17 protein-coding genes and 2 pseudogenes are annotated in these 19,230 nt (G+C 74.3%); 10 read left to right on the top strand and 9 right to left on the bottom strand.

Translation table 11 applies throughout. The features are described 5' to 3' along the window. The first annotated feature begins 93 nt into the window (after nucleotides 1-93). Nucleotides 94-915, top strand: a complete 822-nt coding sequence (locus Sri02f_RS18800; protein WP_109002474.1) for a putative protein N(5)-glutamine methyltransferase — start codon at nucleotides 94-96, stop codon at nucleotides 913-915. Here Sri02f_RS18800 and Sri02f_RS18795 read toward each other — a convergent pair. Beyond that, a complete protein-coding gene (locus Sri02f_RS18795) occupies nucleotides 908-1,669 on the bottom strand; it encodes a hypothetical protein (RefSeq protein ID WP_109002473.1) in 762 nt (253 codons plus the stop codon). The genes Sri02f_RS18800 and Sri02f_RS18795 overlap by 8 nt on opposite strands. A gap of 128 nt (nucleotides 1,670-1,797) precedes the next feature. Then, nucleotides 1,798-3,864 carry a SpoIIE family protein phosphatase gene (locus Sri02f_RS18790; RefSeq protein ID WP_109002472.1) on the bottom strand — a complete coding sequence of 689 codons (2,067 nt, stop codon included), beginning with the start codon at nucleotides 3,862-3,864 and terminating at the stop codon, nucleotides 1,798-1,800. A gap of 240 nt (nucleotides 3,865-4,104) precedes the next feature. On the opposite strand from Sri02f_RS18790, the gene Sri02f_RS18785 reads away from it, so the two are divergent. The 4 genes from Sri02f_RS18785 (at nucleotide 4,105) to Sri02f_RS18770 (ending at nucleotide 8,259) form a co-directional block, all read left to right on the top strand. Continuing rightward, nucleotides 4,105-5,007 carry a hypothetical protein gene (locus Sri02f_RS18785; RefSeq protein ID WP_109002471.1) on the top strand — a complete coding sequence of 301 codons (903 nt, stop codon included), beginning with the start codon at nucleotides 4,105-4,107 and terminating at the stop codon, nucleotides 5,005-5,007. 133 nt (nucleotides 5,008-5,140) lie between these two features. Continuing rightward, the gene (locus Sri02f_RS18780) at nucleotides 5,141-5,509 is read left to right on the top strand and encodes a hypothetical protein (RefSeq protein WP_109002470.1); all 369 of its coding nucleotides are present in this window, start codon (nucleotides 5,141-5,143) and stop codon (nucleotides 5,507-5,509) included. A 149-nt stretch (nucleotides 5,510-5,658) separates the two neighbouring features. After that, nucleotides 5,659-7,674 (top strand): NADPH-dependent 2,4-dienoyl-CoA reductase, encoded by a 2,016-nt coding sequence (locus Sri02f_RS18775; RefSeq protein ID WP_109002469.1) that lies wholly within the window; start codon nucleotides 5,659-5,661, stop codon nucleotides 7,672-7,674. A gap of 30 nt (nucleotides 7,675-7,704) precedes the next feature. Next, complete coding sequence (locus Sri02f_RS18770; RefSeq protein ID WP_109002468.1) at nucleotides 7,705-8,259, top strand: PadR family transcriptional regulator; 555 nt, start codon at nucleotides 7,705-7,707, stop codon at nucleotides 8,257-8,259. A gap of 44 nt (nucleotides 8,260-8,303) precedes the next feature. Here the strand turns inward: Sri02f_RS18770 and Sri02f_RS18765 are convergent, their stop codons facing one another. From Sri02f_RS18765 to Sri02f_RS18755, 3 genes and pseudogenes are all read right to left on the bottom strand, one after another. Beyond that, nucleotides 8,304-8,843: a hypothetical protein gene (locus Sri02f_RS18765; protein WP_109002467.1), complete on the bottom strand. Its 540-nt coding sequence runs from the start codon at nucleotides 8,841-8,843 to the stop codon at nucleotides 8,304-8,306. A gap of 184 nt (nucleotides 8,844-9,027) precedes the next feature. Then, the gene (locus tag Sri02f_RS18760; RefSeq protein WP_109002466.1) at nucleotides 9,028-9,978 is read right to left on the bottom strand and encodes a fibronectin type III domain-containing protein; all 951 of its coding nucleotides are present in this window, start codon (nucleotides 9,976-9,978) and stop codon (nucleotides 9,028-9,030) included. A 318-nt stretch (nucleotides 9,979-10,296) separates the two neighbouring features. Further along, nucleotides 10,297-10,662: pseudogene (locus Sri02f_RS18755) on the bottom strand (cupin domain-containing protein); the annotation flags it as partial. Between the two features lie 198 nt (nucleotides 10,663-10,860). Here Sri02f_RS18755 and Sri02f_RS18750 point away from each other — a divergent pair. Then, nucleotides 10,861-11,562, top strand: a pseudogene (locus Sri02f_RS18750) (glycoside hydrolase family 75 protein); the annotation flags it as partial. A 406-nt stretch (nucleotides 11,563-11,968) separates the two neighbouring features. On the opposite strand, the gene Sri02f_RS18745 reads toward Sri02f_RS18750, so the two are convergent. Genes Sri02f_RS18745 through dhaK form a run of 3 tightly spaced genes read right to left on the bottom strand, consistent with a single transcriptional unit; the run spans nucleotide 11,969 to nucleotide 14,025 of the window. Beyond that, complete coding sequence (locus tag Sri02f_RS18745) at nucleotides 11,969-12,379, bottom strand: PTS-dependent dihydroxyacetone kinase phosphotransferase subunit DhaM (RefSeq protein ID WP_109002465.1); 411 nt, start codon at nucleotides 12,377-12,379, stop codon at nucleotides 11,969-11,971. Nucleotides 12,380-12,386: 7 nt separating this feature from the next. Further along, entirely contained in the window at nucleotides 12,387-12,986 is a 600-nt protein-coding gene (gene dhaL / locus Sri02f_RS18740; protein ID WP_109002464.1) for a dihydroxyacetone kinase subunit DhaL, read from the bottom strand. A gap of 46 nt (nucleotides 12,987-13,032) precedes the next feature. Next, nucleotides 13,033-14,025: a dihydroxyacetone kinase subunit DhaK gene (gene dhaK, locus Sri02f_RS18735; RefSeq protein ID WP_109002463.1), complete on the bottom strand. Its 993-nt coding sequence runs from the start codon at nucleotides 14,023-14,025 to the stop codon at nucleotides 13,033-13,035. A gap of 380 nt (nucleotides 14,026-14,405) precedes the next feature. On the opposite strand from dhaK, the gene Sri02f_RS18730 reads away from it, so the two are divergent. Genes Sri02f_RS18730 through Sri02f_RS18720 form a run of 3 tightly spaced genes read left to right on the top strand, consistent with a single transcriptional unit; the run spans nucleotide 14,406 to nucleotide 17,607 of the window. Further along, entirely contained in the window at nucleotides 14,406-15,296 is an 891-nt protein-coding gene (locus Sri02f_RS18730; protein WP_109002462.1) for an alkaline phosphatase family protein, read from the top strand. A 5-nt stretch (nucleotides 15,297-15,301) separates the two neighbouring features. After that, nucleotides 15,302-16,588, top strand: a complete 1,287-nt coding sequence (locus Sri02f_RS18725; protein ID WP_109002461.1) for an MFS transporter — start codon at nucleotides 15,302-15,304, stop codon at nucleotides 16,586-16,588. Then, nucleotides 16,585-17,607, top strand: coding sequence for a TolB-like translocation protein (locus Sri02f_RS18720; RefSeq protein ID WP_109002460.1), 1,023 nt, complete (start codon nucleotides 16,585-16,587; stop codon nucleotides 17,605-17,607). The genes Sri02f_RS18725 and Sri02f_RS18720 overlap by 4 nt, the downstream gene beginning before the upstream one ends. 31 nt (nucleotides 17,608-17,638) lie before the next feature. Here the strand turns inward: Sri02f_RS18720 and Sri02f_RS18715 are convergent, their stop codons facing one another. Continuing rightward, on the bottom strand, nucleotides 17,639-18,166 hold the full coding sequence (locus Sri02f_RS18715) for a hypothetical protein (RefSeq protein WP_109002459.1): 528 nt from the start codon (nucleotides 18,164-18,166) through the stop codon (nucleotides 17,639-17,641). Nucleotides 18,167-18,355: 189 nt separating this feature from the next. On the opposite strand from Sri02f_RS18715, the gene Sri02f_RS18710 reads away from it, so the two are divergent. Further along, entirely contained in the window at nucleotides 18,356-19,135 is a 780-nt protein-coding gene (locus Sri02f_RS18710; RefSeq protein ID WP_109002458.1) for a YqjF family protein, read from the top strand. The last annotated feature ends 95 nt before the right edge of the window (nucleotides 19,136-19,230 follow it).

The following is a 19,230-nucleotide window of genomic DNA, read 5'->3' as shown; positions in this document are numbered from 1 at the left end:
TCGGGTGCTCTCCTCTCGTGACGGCGTGGACCACCGCCGCGCCTAGGCGATCGCGGGAGCGCTCTTCGGCTTCTCGAAAGGCTCCTCGGCTCCATGCCTGCCCTCACCCCTTCCGCGTCTTCCTCGTCCGCCGCGCATCCTCCGTCCTCCCGTGACGCCCTCGTCCTCGCCCTGCGCGCCGCCGGGTGCGTCTTCGCCGAGGAGGAGGCCGAGCTGATCCTCGACGCCGCCGCCACCGCGGACGAGGCCGCCGCCATGGCGCGGCGCCGTGCGGCGGGCCTGCCCCTCGAACACGTCGTCGGCTGGGCCGAGTTCCACGGTCTGCGCGTCGGCGTCGAGCCGGGCGTCTTCGTGCCCCGCCGCCGCACCGAGTTCCTCGTCGACGAGGCGCTCGCCGCGGCGCCCCACGCCTCGGTGGTGGTCGACCTGTGCTGCGGCTCCGGGGCGGTCGGCGCCGCCCTGGCCGCCTCGCTCGGGCCGGTCGAACTGCACGCCGCGGACATCGACCCGGTCGCGGTCGGCTGCGCGCGACGCAACCTCGCCGGGTACGGCGGTCACGCCTACGCGGGCGATCTGTTCGCGCCGCTGCCCGCCGGGCTGCGCGGCCGCGTCGACATCCTGGCCGCCAACGTGCCGTACGTCCCGACCGGCGAGGTGCCCCTGCTGCCGGCCGAGGCCCGCGACCACGAGCCGCTCACCGCCCTCGACGGCGGCGGCGACGGGCTGGACGTGCTGCGCCGGGTCGCCGCCGGGGCTCCGCACTGGCTCGCCCCCGGCGGCTTTCTCCTCGTCGAGACCAGTGAGCGCCAGGCCCCGGCCGCCGTCGAGGCGTTCACCCGCAGCGGTCTCACGGTGCGGGTGGCGCGGGACGAGGAGCTGTCCGCCCACGTGGTCCTCGGGACCGGGCTCAGGTAGCGGCGCCGCTGCCCGTGGGGGCGGGGGAGCGGTGCTGGCCGCCGCGGTCCCACGGGCCGTGCCCGGGGAACCCGCCGCGGTGGTCATGGTCGTGGTCATGACCATGGTCGTCCCGGCCGCGGTCGCCGCCGAAGGAGCCGGACAGGACGCGGTCGGCGGTGTTCGTGTCCCCGGAACGGGTTCCGACGACGAACACGGTGGCGCCCTTCGTCGGCGCGGCGGCCCCGGAGCCGGACGCACCGTCGTCGAGGACGCGTGCGTCCGGGCCCAGGGTCCACGTCCACGAGACGCCGTCCTCGCTCCTGACGGTCAGGTGGGTGTGGTCCGCCTTCTCGACGGCGCCCCGCTGCCAGACGCGGACGACCCAGTGGCCGGTGCCGGGGTCCTTGACGGTCGCCTCGCCGTGGGCCGCGTCGCCGCCGGGGCCGAACCAGGGCCCGCCCCGGCCGTGCCGTGCCCCGGGTCCCTCGGAGGAGGAGGCGGACGGCGCCGCGGACGGCGAGCCGCCGTCGGAGCCGTTCGACGTGGCCGCGTACGCGACGGTGCCGCCCAGTGCCAGGACGGCGACGGCCGTGGCCGCGATCAGCGCACGGGCGCGGGCCGAACGCCGCCGCCACGGCGTGCGCACCGGGCCGCCCTCACGTTCCCCGGCGCCGTCGGCCGGACCCGAGAGGAGTTCGGCCTCGGGCGGCCGCTGCGGGCCTTGCGGTTCCTGCGGTTCCTGGGGTCCCTGCGGTTCCTGGGGCTCCTGCATGGCGCCTCACTCTCCTCGGCGACGAACGGCGACGCCCTTGTCACGCCTACCTGTGATTGTCCGGGGAGCCGGATAAGGGAGCGGTAACGAGAACCTGTGAACCGACGCTCGTCCCTTCGGGCCGCCGGCTATGCGGCGGTCAGCGCCCGGGCCACCAGCAGGGCGACGTCGTCCTGGTTGTCCGGGTGGTGCAACGCCTCCAGCAGCAGGTCGCACAGCTCCTCCAGCGGCCGGGCGGGATCGTCCAGCAGTGCCAGCAGCGCATCCAGCCGCTCGTCCAGGGAATGGGTGCGGGTCTCGACCAGTCCGTCCGTGTACAGCACCAGCTGGTCGCCGGGGGCGAAGTCGACGTCGGTCGTGGAGAACGCCACCCCGCCCACGCCCAGCGGCACGCCGGTCGGCAGCTCCAACAGCTCCGGCGGGCGGCCGGGGCGCACCCGGACCGGCGGCAGATGCCCGGCGTTGGCGATCAGGCACCTCCCGAGCCGAGGGTCGTGGACGGCGTACACGCAGGTGGCGATGGAGTGGTCCAGGCCCTGGGTGATGCGGTCCAGGTGCTCCAGAAGCACCGCCGGGTCGAGGTCGAGCGAGGCCAGCGTGGTCGTCGCCGTGCGCAGCCGGCCCATGGTGGCCGCGGCGTCGATGCCGCTGCCCATGACGTCGCCGACGACGAGCGCCGTCTTGCCGTCCGGCAGCGGGATGACGTCGAACCAGTCGCCGCCGACCTCCGTGGTGGCCCCGGCGGGCTGGTAGCGGGAGGCGACCTCCAGGCCGCCGGTGACCGGGGGATGGCTCGGCAGCAGGCTGCGCTGGAGGGTGAGCGCGGTGGTGCGGGCGTTCTGGTACCAGCGGGCGTTGTCGATCTGCACGGCCGCGCGGGCCGCCAGTTCGCGGGCGAGCAGCAGGTCGTCGTGGCTGAACGGCAGCCGGTTGCGGGTCCGCTTCAGGTCGAGGGCGCCCAGCACCTCGCCGCGCGCGATGAGCGGCACCGCCAGGTAGGAGTGCACGCCCGCCCGGGCCAGCAGGGCGGCCGCCTCCGGCGATCGGGCGATGCGGGCGAGGTCGGCCTCCTCCACCTGTGCCAGCATGACCGGCCGCCCCGAGCGCACGCACTCGGTGACGAGCCGGTCGGACGCGTAGCGGGCCACCTCTCCGGGCGGGTCGGCCGCCCGCAGCACGTCCGGATCGTCGGCGGCCCGCACCGCGAGGGCGCGGATGACGGCGGGTTCGGCGGGTCCGAGGCTGGTGCGCCGGCCCGCCACCACCGCGTCGAGCAGATCCACGGCGGCCACGTCCGCCAGTTCCGGCACGGCCACGTCGGCCAGTTCACGGGCGGTGCGCTCCAGGTCCAGGGTGGTGCCGATGCGGGCCGAGGCGTCGGCGACCAGCGCCAGCCGGCGGCGCGCCGCCTCCGCCTCGACGGCGGCCCGGTGCCGGTCGGTGACGTCCCTGACCGAGATGGCGACGCCCAGCACGGTGCCGCGCGCGTCCTCCAGGCGGTACAGGGAGACCGACCAGGCGTGGTCCTTCTGCGGGTCGGCCGGCGTGCGGCCGGCCGAGAGCCGGTCGACCAGCGGTTCGCCCGTCCGCAGCACCTGGCGTGCCGCGTCCTCCAGGGCGTCGGCGTCCAGCGACGGCAGCACCTCGCGGACCGTGCGTCCGAGGTGGTCCGCGGCCGGCACGCCGTTGATGCGCTCCAGCGCCGGGTTGACCGACACGTACCGCAGGTCGGTGTCCAGCACGGCGAGACCGTTGGGGGACTGAGCGACCATCCGGGTGGCCATGGCCACGTCGCGTTCCAGCCGGCGCACCGTCGTCTGGTCGGCGGCGAGCCCCAGGGCGTAGACCTCGCCCCGGTCGTCCATGAGCCGCATGTTGCGGAACTCCACCAGCACGGTGGTGCCGTCCTTGCGCCGTACGGGGAACGCCCCCGCCCAGCTCTGGCCGGTGGCCATGACGTCCGCGAACAGCTTCACCACCAGGTCGACGTGCCGCTCGTGCACCATCACCCGGGCCGCGTACCTGCCCAGCGCCTCCTGGGCCGAATAGCCGAACAGCTCCTCCGCCTGGGGGCTCCACAGCGCGATACGGCCTTCGGTGTCGAGAACCACCGAGGCCACGTTCAGCACGTCCAGCAGGCCGCTGGGGCCGCTGGGGCCACCGGTGCCGGCCGCGGACGATCCGCCTGCGCTCATGCCACGTACCGCCTCCGCGCCTCGATGCGGCACGCCTTCCCCCATGCCGACTCCCCTGTTCTCTCGCGCTCAACCCATTTCTCCCACGCCTGGACACCCCTGCCCATGGTCCTCCAGTACGGCTCGGCGCGCCGTTCTCCTCAGGGTCCGCCACCGTCCATTTGATTGGCCTGTACATGACCATGATCACGGGCCAGACTGTGCGCCGAGCGCGCCTCACCCCCCTTCACGAGGAGTCCCATGCCCCTGCGCCCCGTCCGCCGCCGCGCCCCCCTGGCCGGCGTCGCCCGCACCGCCCGCGCCTCCTTCCTCGCACTGGCCGTCGCGACCGTCACCGCCCTGTCCGCGGCCCCGCAGGCCGCGGCCGCGGACGCCTGGACCGAGATCGGCTCCGACCGGGCCGATCCGCTGACCGAGAGCCAGGGGCTGGCCTCGGTCGAGCTCCCGGCGGGCAGCCCCAACCGCTACACCGGCATCGGCACCATCCCCCTGTCCGTGTCGGTGCGGGGCTGGAACCATGTCGGCGACCCGGACGCCTCCTACGGCGGCTACTACGTCGAGCCCTACCAGAGCGACACGAAGGGCTCGAAGATGTACCGGGTGCAGGCGCCCGGCGGCGCCTGGTCGGAGTACGTCCACGCGCTGGGCCCGGGCGAGGCCCTGAACAACTCCTGGGTCGCGATCACCCCGGACAGCCAGTGGATGCTCTCGGGCGAGTGGGGCACCATGACCCGATTCCTCGTCTTCCCCACCCCCGGCGCGAACGCGAGCACCTCGCCCTCGGCGGATCTGCCGCAGGCGTCGACCGTCCGCCTCGACCACGCCGTACGCGACGTGCAGGGCTGTGACTTCACCGGTCCGACCACCCTGCTGTGTGCCTCGGACGACCCGGCCGGCACCCTCTTCGGCGTCACCAAGCCCCTTCTGCAGATCGACCTGTCCGCGCAGCCGAACGGCGGCTCCGACGTCACCGGCCATGTCACGGCCCTGCGTCAGCTTCCGCTGCGCAGCTCCTGCTCGGGCTCCTTCGAGGCGGAGGGCGTCGACTACGACCGCCGCAGCGGCACCCTGCGCGTGATCGTCGTCTCGCCCGGATTCTGCGTGCTGACAGACAGCAAGACGTACCGGTTCACCCGCGGCTGAGCCCGGGGCCGGCGGCCGCTCACGCCGCCGGCCCGTCGCTGGTCCCGATCGCAAAGGGATGTTTTTCTTGGGATGTGGAGCGGTTCGCGGGGAACCCGCACAGCCGCGCCACCCCACGAGAGGAGCGATCACGATGGATCGCGAGCGATCGCACGAAGAGTCCGTCTCCGTCGAGATCAGCGGATGCAGCAAGGAAGACGCCCGGATCGTGTTCGACGCGCTCAACGCGTGCTTCGAGTCCGACCGCGGCAGCGGCGAGGAGCCGCAGCAACTCCACGAGTCGCGCCCGATGGTGTGGCTCGGGACCTTCGAGGTCACCGAAACGCGCGACTGCGCCGAGCCGGCCCGCCTCTCGTCGTCCGTCGAGGCCGACGCGCAGGGCAGCTACTGGGCGATCGAGCGGCTCCGCGCGACGCTCGACTCGGTGTTCTCGGTGCGCGACCTGTCCTCCGCCTCCGGCGACCAGGAGCGGGAGCTGCACGTGCTGCTCGAAAGCCGGTGAGCGCCTGACGGGCGAGCCGGGGAAGTCCGGCGAAGTCCGTGAGGCGGTGACCTGCGGCACATGAGCCGGGCCTTATTGTGCAACTAGTTGCACAACCCGTGCGCGGTCCTCTAGAACTGAGGGACTACCGCCGCGCACGGAGGCCTGCCATGAGCCGCTACCCCCACCTGCTGAGCCCGCTCGACCTGGGCTTCACCACCCTGCCCAACCGCGTCCTGATGGGCTCGATGCACATCGGCCTGGAGGAGGCCGAGCGCGGCTTCGAGCGCATGGCCGAGTTCTACGCCGCCCGCGCACGCGGCGGCGTGGGCCTCATCGTCACCGGCGGCATCGCCCCCAACGACGAGGGCCGGCCCGGCGAGGGCGGCGCCAGGCTCACCACGGACGCGGAGGCCGAGCAGCACCGGCTCGTCACCGACGCCGTGCACCGCGAGGGCGGCCGCATCGCGATGCAGATCCTGCACTTCGGCCGGTACGCCTACCACCCGGACCTGGTCGCGCCGAGCCCCCTGCAGGCGCCGATCAGTCCCTTCGTGCCCCGTGAACTCACCGACGCCGACGTCGAGCGCACCATCGACGACTACGCCCGGGCCGCCCGCCTCGCCCGGCAGGCCGGCTACGACGGCGTCGAGATCATGGGCTCCGAGGGGTACCTCGTCAACGAGTTCGTCGCGGCCGCGACCAACCACCGCACGGATCGCTGGGGCGGCTCGTACGAGAACCGCATGCGCTTCCCGGTCGAGATCGTGCGGCGGGTGCGCGAGGCGGTCGGCGAGGACTTCATCGTCGTCTACCGGCTGTCCATGCTGGACCTGGTGCCCGGCGGCTCGACCCTCGACGAGGTCGTCACCCTCGCGCAGGCGGTCGAGGCGGCCGGCGCGACGATCATCAACACCGGCATCGGCTGGCACGAGGCGCGGATCCCCACCATCGCCACCTCGGTACCGCGCGGCGCCTACACCTGGGTGACGAAGAAGCTCATGGGCGCGGTCTCCGTGCCCCTGGTCACCACCAACCGGATCAACACCCCCGAGGTGGCCGAGGAGTTGCTCGCCGACGGCTGTGCGGACATGGTGTCCATGGCCCGCCCGATGCTCGCCGACCCCGACTTCGTCAACAAGGCCGCGGCCGGCACGCCCGAGGCCATCAACACCTGCATCGGCTGCAACCAGGCCTGCCTCGACCACACCTTCAGCGGGAAGATCACCTCCTGCCTGGTCAACCCGCGCGCCTGTCACGAGACCGAGCTGATCCTCGCCCCGACCCGGCTGCGCAAGCGGGTCGCGGTCGTCGGCGCGGGGCCCGCGGGCCTGGCGTGCGCGGTCGGCGCGGCCGAACGGGGCCACCACGTCACCCTCTTCGACGCGGCGAGCGAGATCGGCGGGCAGCTCAACGTCGCCCGCAAGGTGCCCGGCAAGCAGGAGTTCGACGAGACGCTGCGCTACTTCCGCCACCAGCTCGCCGCGCACGGCGTGGAGGTCCGGCTCGACACACACGTCGCCGCCGAGGACGTCGCCGACTACGACGAGGTCGTCGTCGCCACCGGCGTCAGCCCCCGCACCCCCGACATCCCGGGCGTCGACCACCCGAGCGTCGTCGGCTACCTCGACGTCCTGCGCGACGGCGCGCCCGTCGGCGACCGCGTCGCGATCCTCGGCGCGGGCGGCATCGGCTTCGACGTGGCCGAGTTCCTCACCGACGGCGGCGACAAGACGAGCGAGGACCCGGCGGCCTACTTCCGCCAGTGGGGCGTCGACATGGACTACCGGGGCCCCGGCGGTCTCGCCGCCCCCGAACGCCCCGTCCCGCCGCGCACGGTGCACCTCCTGCAGCGCAAGCCCGGCAAGGTCGGCGCGGGCCTCGGCAAGACCACCGGCTGGATCCACCGCACCGAGCTCAGGCACCGGGGCGTCACCATGGTCCCGGGCGTGCGCTACGACCGCATCGACGACGCCGGGCTCCATGTGACCGTCGGCGAGCAGAGCACCGTCCTGGAGGTCGACACGATCGTCCTGTGCACCGGCCAGGACCCGCGCCGCGACCTGTACGAGGCCCTGGTCGCCGCCGGCGGCTCCGTCCACCTGATCGGCGGCGCGGACGTGGCCGCCGAACTGGACGCCAAGCGCGCCGTCCAGCAGGGCACGGAGCTGGCGGCGGCACTGTAGAGGCCTCGGACCCGTCCCTAGGATGACGTCATGTCACTCCCGCACGCGATCCTCACCGCCCTGCTCGAGCGGCCCTCGTCGGGGCTGGATCTGACCCGCCGGTTCGACAGGTCGATCGGCTACTTCTGGTCGGCGACGCACCAGCAGATCTATCGCGAACTGGGACGACTGGAGGCCGAGGGCCACATCCGCGCCCTGCCCGCCGAGCAGCCGGCCCGCGGGCAGAAGAAGGCCTACGAGGTCCTGCCCGCGGGCCGCGCCGAACTCGCGCGCTGGACGGCGGCCGCCCAGGACCCGAAGCCGCACCGCGACGCCATGCTGCTGCGGCTGCGCGCCGCGGCCGTCGTCGGCACCGCGGGCCTGGAGGCCGACCTGCGCCGCCATCTGGAGCTGCACCGGCGGCAGTTGGCCGAGTACGAGGAGATCGAGGAGCGCGACTTCCCGCCCGGCGAGGACAGCGCGCAGGCCAGGCTGCAGCACCTGGTCCTGCGCGCCGGCATCGAGCTGGAGACCTTCTGGACGCGGTGGCTCACCGAGGCCCTGGCGGGATTGCCCGCCGCGGAGGACCGGCCTCAGGAGCCGTGAACGGTCTCAGGAGCCGTGAACGGTCTCAGGGGCGGTGACGGGCCTCAGAACCGGTACGGCTTCGAGCGGCGGCGCAGGAACCAGGCCGCCGCGATGGCGCCCGCGCCCACCAGCGCGCCGCCCACCGCCATGGTGACGGTGCCGTAGTCGCGGGCCGCGCCGCCGAGGCCGCCCATCACCCCCCGCGAGGGCGAGGCCGTCGCGGAGATCGTCGGGCTGGACGGGGCGGAGACGATCACGGACTGGGTGCCCGCGGTGTCGCCCCGCGAGCACATGACGACGACGGTGTACGTGCCGGGGGAGACGGCCGACCAGGCCGCGGACTGCCCGGCGGTCGTCCCCGACAGGGCCACCTGCCGACCCTGCGAGAAGCTCGCCTGGCTGCCGCTGAGCAGCGCCGCCGTGCCCCAGCTGCCGTTGATCTGGGTGCAGGAGCCGGTCACCACCGACACCGTGGAGCCGGTCGTGCTGACGGAGATGCCCGAGGCCCGGGCGGCGGCCGGCCCGGAGGTCAGGGTGAGGGGCAGTGCGGCGGCGGCTGCCACGGTCAGCCCTGAGCGGACGAGGAGACGGGAAGTGCGCATCGGATGTCCTCCGGCGGCGGCACGGTTGGCGGTACATCCCTTGCGCCGCCGAGGATCGGGTACGCCCGTGCTGCCTCAGGGTCAGCCAAAGCGCCGTGCGTCCGCCCCGCACCCGGGCTGCCCCCGGGCAGGTGACGGATTCCTCCGGACGGCCCATGCGGCGCTCACCCGCGCCCGCCCGTCGTCACCGCCCGCCCGTCGTCACCTCCCGCTGCGCCGAGAACGCGCCCCATGTGCCGTCCGGCAGCCGGGCCCGCAGCCGCACCCGATGGCCGACCCCCGCGTCCCGCCCCGCGTAGAAGCTGTACGCCGCCCTTCCCCGGGGCGGGGCGCCGCCCCAGACCAGCGAGGTGGCCGGCCGCCCGTCGAGCTCGACCTGGTACTCCGTGACGACGCCGTCCACCTGCGGCGGCGTCCAGGAGAGGTCGAGGTAGTAGGCGCCGTCGGCGAGACGGCAGGCGGCTCGGAAGCCGCCCGGCGCGGTGTCCGGCCCCTCGTCGGCGCCCGCCGCGGTGGTGAGGCGCACGGGCGGACCGGCGGACGAGACGTTGTCGGCCGCATCGCGGGCCCGGACGGTGAACGCGTAGCGGGTGTGCGGGCGCAGCCCCGTGACGACCGTCGCCGTCTGGCCGCCCCCGACGCTGTGGATCTTCGCGCCGCCCTGGAAGACGTCGTACGACACGACCGCGCGGTCGTCCGTGGACGGCGACCAGGACAGCTGGACGGCTCGGCTCCCGGCGGCCCGCCCTGTGACCCCGCCCGGCGGGGTGGGGGCCGAGTGGTCCGCGGCGGCGGCCGGCGTGGTGGCCCGCACCTCCCGGCTGCGCGGGCCCAGCCGCCCGTCGGCGCCGCGGGCCCGCACGGTGAAGACGTACACGGTGGACGGGGCGAGCCGGACGACGTCCAGCATGTGCGCGGAGGCGGGCACGTCGTCGGCCTTCCTCCCGTCCCGGTACACCTCGTAGCCGCTGACCTCCGGGTCGGCGGCGACCGCGTTCCACATCACGTGCACGCTCGTCGCGCTCCCGGCCCGGGCGCTGACGCCGGTGGGCGGGCCGGGCGCCCGGCCCTCGTCGGAGCCGCCTGCGGCGGCGCAGCCGCACGACAGGGCCGCCACCAGCCCGCTCCCCGCCATCCCCAGCGCAACACGTCGCACGGCTTCGCCTCCCGGCCCGGCATCGCGGCAATGGTCCGGACCAATATGGCGTGGTCGCGCGAGCACATCAAGGGGACGGGACGGTTGCGGGGGCCGCCGTTGGCGACCGCACCCGGACGTTACGTATGCTGAAGCTCCTCGCGGCTGAACTCTCCCTGAGGGCTCGGAAGTTCATGCCGGTGGCGCGGACCGCTGTCGTCGCTGATCCCGCGCCGGCGGAGTCGCCCGGGGGCCCGGAGCCGAGACGGTCGCCGGGCCCCCGGCCTCCTGCCCCCCTGCCCCCTGGACGCGATCGTCCTCGTCGTTCACCCGGTAGCCGGCGACGGAGGGCCAGCGAACCGTCAGCACCACGGACTCCTCCTCCGCGCACCAGGAGTGGTCGACGCCGTGGCCCCACACGACGTAGTCCCCCTGCCGGGCCAGGAGCACGCTGCGTCCGGGCAGTTCCACCCGGAAGCGCCCGCTGACGAGGACCAGGAGGGCGGTGCGCTCCTCACCGGTCACCCACCGGACCCGCTCGTCGCCCTGTGGATGGACGCCCCATTTGATCTCCACGGCCTCGCTGTGCCGAGGATCGGAGGCGTCCTTGAAATGCCCCAGCAGCCACCCGCGGTCCAGCGCGGCGTCCTGGCCCGCGTTGCCCACGTACACACTGTCGTTCATGGCTCGGCAAGGTAGCAGCAGGCCGTACCGGCGCCGCCTCCCGGCCCGCCCCACCGCGCAGGACACGGTGTTGGGCCTCCCGGTGGCCGCCTACCGCGCGTCGTGCACCGTACGGCCCCCTCCAAGTGGCCGCGTGGTGAGGTCGACACCAGATTGTTCTGAGTGTCCGTCAACGTCCTCACGAGAGGGTCCCGCATCGTGCGCGTCAAGTCGCTGACGCTGGCCGCGGCCGGCCTGGCCCTGCTGGCCCCGGCCACCCCCTCCGTCGCGGTGCGCCCGTCCGCGGCCGCCCCCGGAGCCGCCCCGTCCCGGCAGGAGGGCTCCGTGCGCGCCGCCGACCTGCTGGCCCGGGTCCGCGACTGCACCCAGATCTCACGCGGCCGCTACCGCACCGACGACGACGCGCCCGCCACGGTCGCGGTCTGCGGCACCGACGAGGCGGTCTTCTGGACGGCCGACATGGACATCGACTGCGACGGCCGCCCGAGCCCCCGATGCAACAGCAGCACCGACCCGCTGTTCTCCGACGCCACCGCCTACCAGCAGTCCGACGGCCGCTATCTGAGCGCCGAGACGCTGCCCTACATCGTGGTGCCCGGCGTCAGCGCCGTGTGGGACTACCGTGCCCACGGGGTGGGCGGGGGATCGGTCGCGGCGGTCGTCTACGGGGACCGGGTCGAGTACGCCGTCGTCGGGGACATCGGACCGCGCGAGATCATCGGCGAGGCGTCCTACGCCACCGCCACGGCGCTCGGCATCCGCCCCGACCCGCACGGCGGCGGCACGCCCTCCGGCGTCACGTACATCGTCTTCAAGAACGCCCGGGCGACGCCCATCGAGAGCCACGCGTCCGCGGTGGCGATGGGGGAGCAGCTGGCGCGGGCGTTCGTCAAGGGAACGGCTGCCGCCGAGCCGCCGACGCCCGCGCCCACCGTGCCGCCGGCGACCGACGCCGGCACGGCGCCGCAGGAGGGGGCCGCCGAGGACGACTGGGCGCCCGCCGCGGGACCGGTCGCCCAGGAGCCCCTGGAAGACCCGGACGGCACGGGCGCGACGGACGGCGCGGCCGGGACCCGGGCGGGCCGGACCGACGGCGCCGGGACGCCCGCGGACCCGGACGCCGAGACGGACGAAGGCCCCGGACCGGGCGACGGGGACGGGGACGGGTGAGAGGACGAAGGGCGACCGGACGGCCCGTGGCCCCGGCCGGCCGCTCCCGGACCCGGCGCCGGACCGGCCGCTCCCGCTCGCGTGGGAACGGCCGGTCCGGGGCCCCAGGTGTGGTGTCCCGGGCCGGCCGTCCGTGTCACACCTTGCGGTAGGTGTACGCCTCCTTGGCCGCCGCCTCCACCGCGTCGAGGTCGGCGCCCGCCGCCGAGGTGACCACGGCGGCGACCGCACCCTCCACGAACGGGGCGTCCACCAGGCGCGCGGCCTCGGGCAGCTCGTCGCCCTCCGCGAGCAGCGCCTTGACCGTGAGGACGGCGCTGCCCAGATCGGCGAGGACCGCGACGCCCGCGCCCCGGTCCACCGAGGCGGCGGCGGCGGCGATCAGATCGGCGCTGGTGCCCAGCCCACCGCCCTCCGTCCCGCCCGCCGCGGCGACCGGAACCGCCGTGTCGCCGCCCGCCAGACCCCGGGCCAGCTCGGCCACGGCCTCCGCCACCTGCGCGCTGTGCGACACCAGCACCACCCCGACCGGCTTCTGCGTGCTCACGGGCGCCTCACTTCCCCTCGGTCTCGGCGAGGGCGGCGATCAGAAGCGCCGCCGAGGTCGCGCCCGGGTCCTGGTGGCCGATGCTGCGCTCGCCGAGATAACTGGCCCTGCCCTTGCGGGCCTGGAGCGGCGTCGTCGCCTCCGCGCCCTGCTCGGCGGCGGAGCGTGCGGCGCCGAAGCCGTCGGCGAGGCGGTCGACGGCCGGCGCCAGCGCGTCGATCATGGTCTTGTCGCCGGGCGCGGCGCCGCCGAGCTGCATCACGGCGTCCACGCCCGCGCGCAGCGCCTCGGCGAACTGCTGCTCGTCCACCTCGGCCGCGTCGCCCAGCGCTTTGCCGGTCCTGCGCAGCAGCGTGCCGTACAGCGGCCCCGAAGCCCCTCCGACCGTCGAGATCAGCTGACGTCCCGCGAGCGTCAGGACGGCGCCCGGAGTCGGCGGCGACTCCTTCTCCAGCGCCGCGGTCACCGCGGTGAATCCGCGCCGGAGGTTGCTGCCGTGGTCGGCGTCCCCGATGGGCGAGTCGAGGGCGGTGAGGCGGTCGGCCTCGCGGTCCACGGACGCGGCGGTCGCCGTCATCCAACGGCGGAAGAAGTCGGCGTCGAGCACGTGATCTCCTTGCATGGTCGGTACGGTCCGGGCTCGGGTCCCTGCCTCAGACGCCCCAGCGCAGGCCGGCGGTCTTCACCGGCGCGTTCCACAGCCGCAGCCGCTCCTCGTCGACCTCGCAGAGCGTCACCGAGGCGCCCGCCATGTCGAGGGAGGTCACGTAGTTGCCGACGAGCGTGTGCGCGACGACCACTCCGCGTTGCGCCAGCACCCGCTGCACCTCCGCGTTGAAGCCGTACAGCTCCAACAGCGGCGTCGCGCCCATGCCGTTGACCAGGACGACGACGGGGTTGCGGGGCGTGATGTCGTCGAGGATCGCCTGGACGGCGAAGTCGGCGATCTCGCCCGATGTCATCATCGGCCGCCGCTCCCGGCCCGGCTCGCCGTGGATGCCGACGCCCAGTTCCAGCTCGCCGGCCGGCAGATCGAAGGTCGGGCTGCCCTTGGACGGCGTCGTGCAGGCGCTGAGCGCCACGCCGAAGCTGCGGGAGCTCTCGTTGACCTGCCGGGCGAGCGCCTGGACCCGCTCCAGCGGCTGCCCCTCCTCGGCCGCGGCCCCCGCGATCTTCTCCACGAACAGCGTCGCGCCCGTTCCGCGCCGCCCGGCCGTGTAGAGACTGTCGGTGACGGCGACGTCGTCGTTGACGAGGACCTTCGCGATCTGGATGCCCTCGTCCTCGGCGAGCTCGGCCGCCATGTCGAAGTTGAGCACGTCACCGGTGTAGTTCTTCACGATGAACAGCACACCGGCCCCGCTGTCGACGGCCGCGGCGGCGCGCGCCATCTGGTCCGGCACCGGAGAGGTGAACACCTCGCCGGGGCAGGCGGCGGAGAGCATGCCGGGCCCGACGAAACCGCCATGCAACGGCTCGTGCCCCGAGCCGCCGCCGGAGACCAGCGCCACCTTTCCGGCCACGGGAGCGTCCCGCCGTACGATCACCCGGTTCTCGACGTCGACGATCAGGTCGGGATGAGCTGCGGCCATCCCGCGCAGCGCGTCCGCGACGACGGTCTCGGGAACGTTGATCAGCATCCTCATGGATACCTCCCAGTGGGACTAGTAGATGCGGCACCACCTCCATTCTGCGCGTCAGGTCGGTCTGGGTCACTTGCCGGACACGCCGACGCGCGGCGATCGGGGACAGGACCCCGGCCGAATCGGCGCGCAGCGGAGGCCTGCGCGGGTGACGGAAGCCAACTGCCGTGCCTTCGAGGCGAGTCGGGGCAAGGGAACACCGTTGTGTTGGTCGGTGCCGACGGGATGCCGGGGGAGTTTTGCTGTGCGTTACTGGTGTCTGGCGGGACCTTTGCCCAGCGGGGTCTGCCGTTCGTCTGCTCTTCACTCAGAGTGGGCTTCGGACTCGTAGGGTTACGGCCGCCGCCGCCCCCACCACCGTCGCTTCTGTCCGGAGGACAGTCATGGCCGCCGTCAAGGCTCCCAAGCGCACCAGACACCCCCTCGCCGCTCTCGCCGGCGCCGTCGCCCTCACCGCCACGTCGATCGGGGTGTGGGCCGCCACGGCCTCCACCGCTCAGGCCGCCACGCTCCCCACCCCCGACCACGTCGTGGTCGTGGTGATGGAGAACCACGCCTACTCGCAGGTGATCGGCAGCTCCAGCGCCCCCTACCTCAACAACACCCTCAAGGCCGGCGGAGCCGACCTCACCCAGTCCTACGGTCTCACCCACCCCAGTGAGCCGAACTACTACATGCTGTTCTCGGGCTCCAACCAGGGCCGCACCGACGACAGTTGCGTCTCCGTCGGCTCCATATCCAAGCCGAACCTGGCCTCCGAGCTGATCGCCGCGGGCAACACGTGGGCGAGCTACAACGAGTCGCTGCCCAGCCAGGGTTCGACGACCTGCAGCAGCGGCAACTACGCCCAGAAGCACAACCCGTGGTTCGGCTTCTCCAACGTGCCGACGAACACCGCCAAGACGTTCGCGCAGTTCCCGACCGACTACACGACCCTGCCGAAGGTGTCCTTCGTCGTGCCGAACCTGTGCAGCGACATGCACGACTGCTCGGTCTCCACCGGCGACACCTGGATCAAGAACAACCTGGGCGCGTACGCCGCCTGGGCCGCGACCCACAACAGCATCCTCGCCGTCACCTTCGACGAGGACAACAAGCTGTCCGGCAACCGCATCCCGACCCTCTTCTACGGACAGCACGTCACGCCCGGCAGCTCCAGCTCCACCACCTACAACCACTACAACGTGCTGCGCACGCTGGAGGATCTGGCCGGGCTGAGCGCGCACGCGGGCAACGCCGCCTCGGCGTCGGACATCACCGGCATCTGGAACTGACGCCGGTGTACCTCGCGGACTCCCGCGGCGCCGCGGCCCCCGTCGTCCCGGACTCCGGTCCGGGACGGCGGCGGGCCGCCGTGCCCGCCACCGTGCTGGCCCTGGGGGCGGTCAGCCTGATCACCGACGTCTCCTCCGAGATGGTCACCGCCGTCCTGCCGCTGTACGTGATCACGGGCCTCGGTCTGTCGCCGCTCGGCTTCGGGCTCCTCGACGGCATCAACAACGGCGTCGGCGCGCTGGTGCGGCTGGCCGGCGGTCACCTCGCCGACCGGGGAGGACGCCGTCACAAGGCGGTGGCGGGCCTCGGCTACGGCCTGTCGGCGCTGTGCAAGCCCCTGCTGCTGCTCGCCCACAGCCTCCCGGTGATCAGCGCCGTGCTCGCGGCCGACCGCACCGGCAAGGGGCTGCGCACGGCCCCCAGGGACGCCATGATCTCGCTGGCCACCGCGCCCGAACACCGGGGGCGGGCCTTCGGGGTGCACCGCGCCATGGACACCACCGGCGCGCTGCTCGGCCCGCTCGCCGCCTTCGCCGTGCTCCGGGCCACCGTCGACGGTTATGACGCGGTCTTCGCCGTCAGCGGCTGCGTCGCCGTCCTCGGCGTCCTCGTGCTCGTGCTCTTCGTGCCCCGGCACGTCACCTCCGCGACGTCCGCACGGCCGCCCGCGCCGGGACGGCCGCGCGAGCCGGAGCGGCCGACGCTGCGCGACGCGCTCGGGCTGCTGCGCCGTCCGCGACTGCGCCGGCTCACCGCGTGCGCCACCCTGCTCGGCCTGACCACCGTCAGCGACTCCTTCCTGTACCTGCTGCTGCAGCGCGACGCGGACCTGCCCGCCCACCTGTTCCCGCTGCTGCCGCTGGGCACCGCCGCCGTCTTCCTCACGCTGGCCGTCCCCCTCGGCGTCCTCGCCGACCGGGTCAGCCGCCGACGGCTGTTCCTGGCCGGTCACGGCGTGCTGCTCGCCGGCTACGGCCTCGTCCTGAGCCCCTGGCACGGCATCCCGGCCGTGATCGCCGTCCTCGTGCTGCACGGGGCCTTCTACGCGGCCACGGACGGCGTCCTGGCGGCCGCCACCGCCGGAGCCGTCCCGGCGCGGCACCAGGGCGCCGGACAGGCGCTGGTCGGCACCGGACAGGCGCTCGCCCGCTTCGCCTGCTCGCTCGCCTTCGGCGCGGCCTGGAACCTGTGGGGCCCGCACACGGCGCTCGCCCTGACCGCGGCCGCGCTGGCGGTCAGCGCCGTCGTCGCCGCGTTCGTCCTGCGCAGCCCCGACGAGGTGCCCGCATGACCAAAAAGACCCGCCTCGTGATCCTGCTGGCCGCCGTCCTGCTGCTGGGGACCGTCGGCGCCGGGGCCGTGCTGCACGCCGCCCACCGGTCGGGGCTGCGCGACCAGCAGCAGGCGGACGGTCCGGCCGTGCGGGCCGGTACCGTCTCGCTGCTGCCTTCGGGCGGACGCCGGCTGCTGGTGCGCAACCTGGCCTGGGGCCCGCACCGCGACGAGATCGCCACGGTGCCCGCCGACCGTCCGCAGGGTCCGCGCACCGCGTCGGGCGTCAAGTGCCTGCGCTTCCACGCGGCGGCCGGCACGGGCATCTGCCTGCAGGCCGTGCACGGCGCGCTGCAGGACCGCTACCGGGCGGTGGTGCTCGACGCGCACCTGCGGGAACGGCACCGCTTCCCGGCGGCGGGCATCCCCACCCGGGCCCGCGTCTCGCCCTCCGGGCATCTGGTGGCCTGGACGGTCTTCGTCAGCGGCGACTCCTACGCCGGCACGGACTTCTCCACCCGGACGGCCGTGGTCGACACCCGCACCTGGAAGATCGACGACAACCTGGAGACCTTCCGCGTCGTCAAGGACGGCCGCTCCTACGAGGCCGCCGACATGAACGTCTGGGGCGTCACCTTCGCCGACGACACCCGCTTCTACGCCACGCTGGCGACCGGCGGCCGGACCTACCTCGTCCGGGGCGACCTCACCGCGCGCACCCTGACCACCGTGCACCGCAACGTGGAATGCCCCTCCCTCTCACCGGACGGCACCCGCGTCGCCTACAAGAAACGCGTCGAGGGCGCCTCGCCGGACGCGCCCTGGCGCCTGTACGTCCTGGATCTGCGCACGATGCGCGAGACGGCGACCGCCGAGGCGCGCAACATCGACGACCAGGCCCTGTGGGCCGACGACGCCACCCTCGTCTACGCCCTCCCCGGCGACTACGGCTCGGACCTGTGGAGCGTGCCCGCCGACGGAACCGGCGCGGCCCGCCCGCTGATGACCTCCGCGGTCGCCCCCGCCTACCTGGAGTGAGACGAGCGGGCCGGCCCGGGCGGGCGTGGCCTCAGGCGACGAGCGCCCGGCCGCGTCCGAGGCGCTCCAGGAGACGCGCGCGGTGGAGGCCGGCCACGGGGGCGAGGAGATCGGGGTGGCGCAGCAGCGCCGCCGCGTCGAGGTCGCGGTCGTCGGGTGCGACCAGGCGCCGGAAGCCGGGCGGAGTCCCCGCTCCGTGGTCGCCTCCGGCGAGCGCGGCCACCGCCTCGGCGGCCAGGACCGCGTCGCCGAGCAGACAGGCCGCCCAGCTCGCCACCACCTCGTCCACCCAGGTCCGCCAGGCATGGTCGGCGGCGGACAGGCCGTCGTCGGTGTCCGCGCCGCTGATCCAGTCCAGGCGGCCCGAGCCGCCCGGACCCGCCAGGCCGACCAGGGCGGCGTCCGTGGCGGTCGGATAGCGCAGCCGGGCCGCGACCGTCGCCGCCTGCCGGGCCTGCGCCTCGCACAGGGCGCCGGCGAGCGCGCCGCCGCTCGGCGGGTAGGCCCGGGTCAGCCACTGCGTGGTGGCGGCGACGAGGGGGGAGAGGTCAGCGAACAAGGCGGGCCGTCCGGGGTGTGCGCCAGCGAAGAGCGGCGAAGGTCGGAAGATCAGCGGGGGAGGGCAGCGGAGGGGCTGCGGAGAAGGTGGGGGCTGCGGAGAACCGTAGCCCGCGATCCCCGGGGAACGACATGTGTCCTCAGCCACAGCGGCCGACCGTCCGGCCCGGCCCTCTGTGATACTGAAGCGGTGCCGCAGACACCGCCGGCCCCGGTCCCGCACCCCGTCACGCCCGACGCCCCTGGCGCGATAGCGCGCCCGCTGCTCACGCAGTCCTGGCTCGACCTGACCTTCCTGCACTGGGCGGCCGACCCGGCGGACGTGGCCGGGCTGCTGCCGCCCGGGACCGTCCCCGACACCCTCGACGGCGTCACCTACGTGGGCCTGGTGGCGTTCCGGATGCACCGCGTGGGCTGGTTCCGCCTGCCGGGCGTGCCCTATCTCGGTTCCTTCCCCGAGACGAACGTCCGTCTGTACTCGGTGGACGCGCATGGGCGCCGGGGCGTGGTCTTCCGCTCGCTGGACGCCTCCCGGCTGGTGCCGGTGGCCGTTGCGCGGGCTGGCTTCCGGCTGCCCTACGCGTGGTCGCGCATGGCGATCCACGCCGACGGCGACACCGTCGCCTACACCAGCCGCCGCCGGTGGCCCGCTCCGCGCGGCGCCCGCAGCCGGATCACCGTGCGCGTGGGCGCGCGGATCGCGGAACCCACCGCGCTGGAGCACTTCCTGACCGCGCGCTGGGGCCTGCACAGCGCCTTCTTCGGCCGCCCGATGTACCTGCCCAACGCCCATCCGCGCTGGCCGCTGCACCGGGCCGACCTGGTGGAGTGCGAGGAGGACCTGATCGCGGCGGCGGGCCTGCCGGCGCCGACGCGGGACCCGGTGAGCGTCCTGTACTCGCCGGGCGTCCCGGTCCGCTTCGACCGCCCCGCCCGCCGGACCGGCCCGGCGGGCATCCCGACGCCCTGACCTGGCCTCCGGCGAGCCCCGCCCCGCCTCGGTCCCGCCCGGCTCGCTCCCACCGTCCGGACGGCCGCTGCCGTGCCGTCCCCGGGACGTCCCGG

The sequence above is a fragment of the Streptomyces rishiriensis genome, assembly GCF_003112535.1.
GTDB classification, from domain to species: Bacteria; Actinomycetota; Actinomycetes; order Streptomycetales; family Streptomycetaceae; genus Streptomyces; species Streptomyces rishiriensis.
The sequence above is the reverse complement of the archived record's forward strand: the minus strand, read 5'-3'. Positions and strand labels throughout refer to the sequence as shown.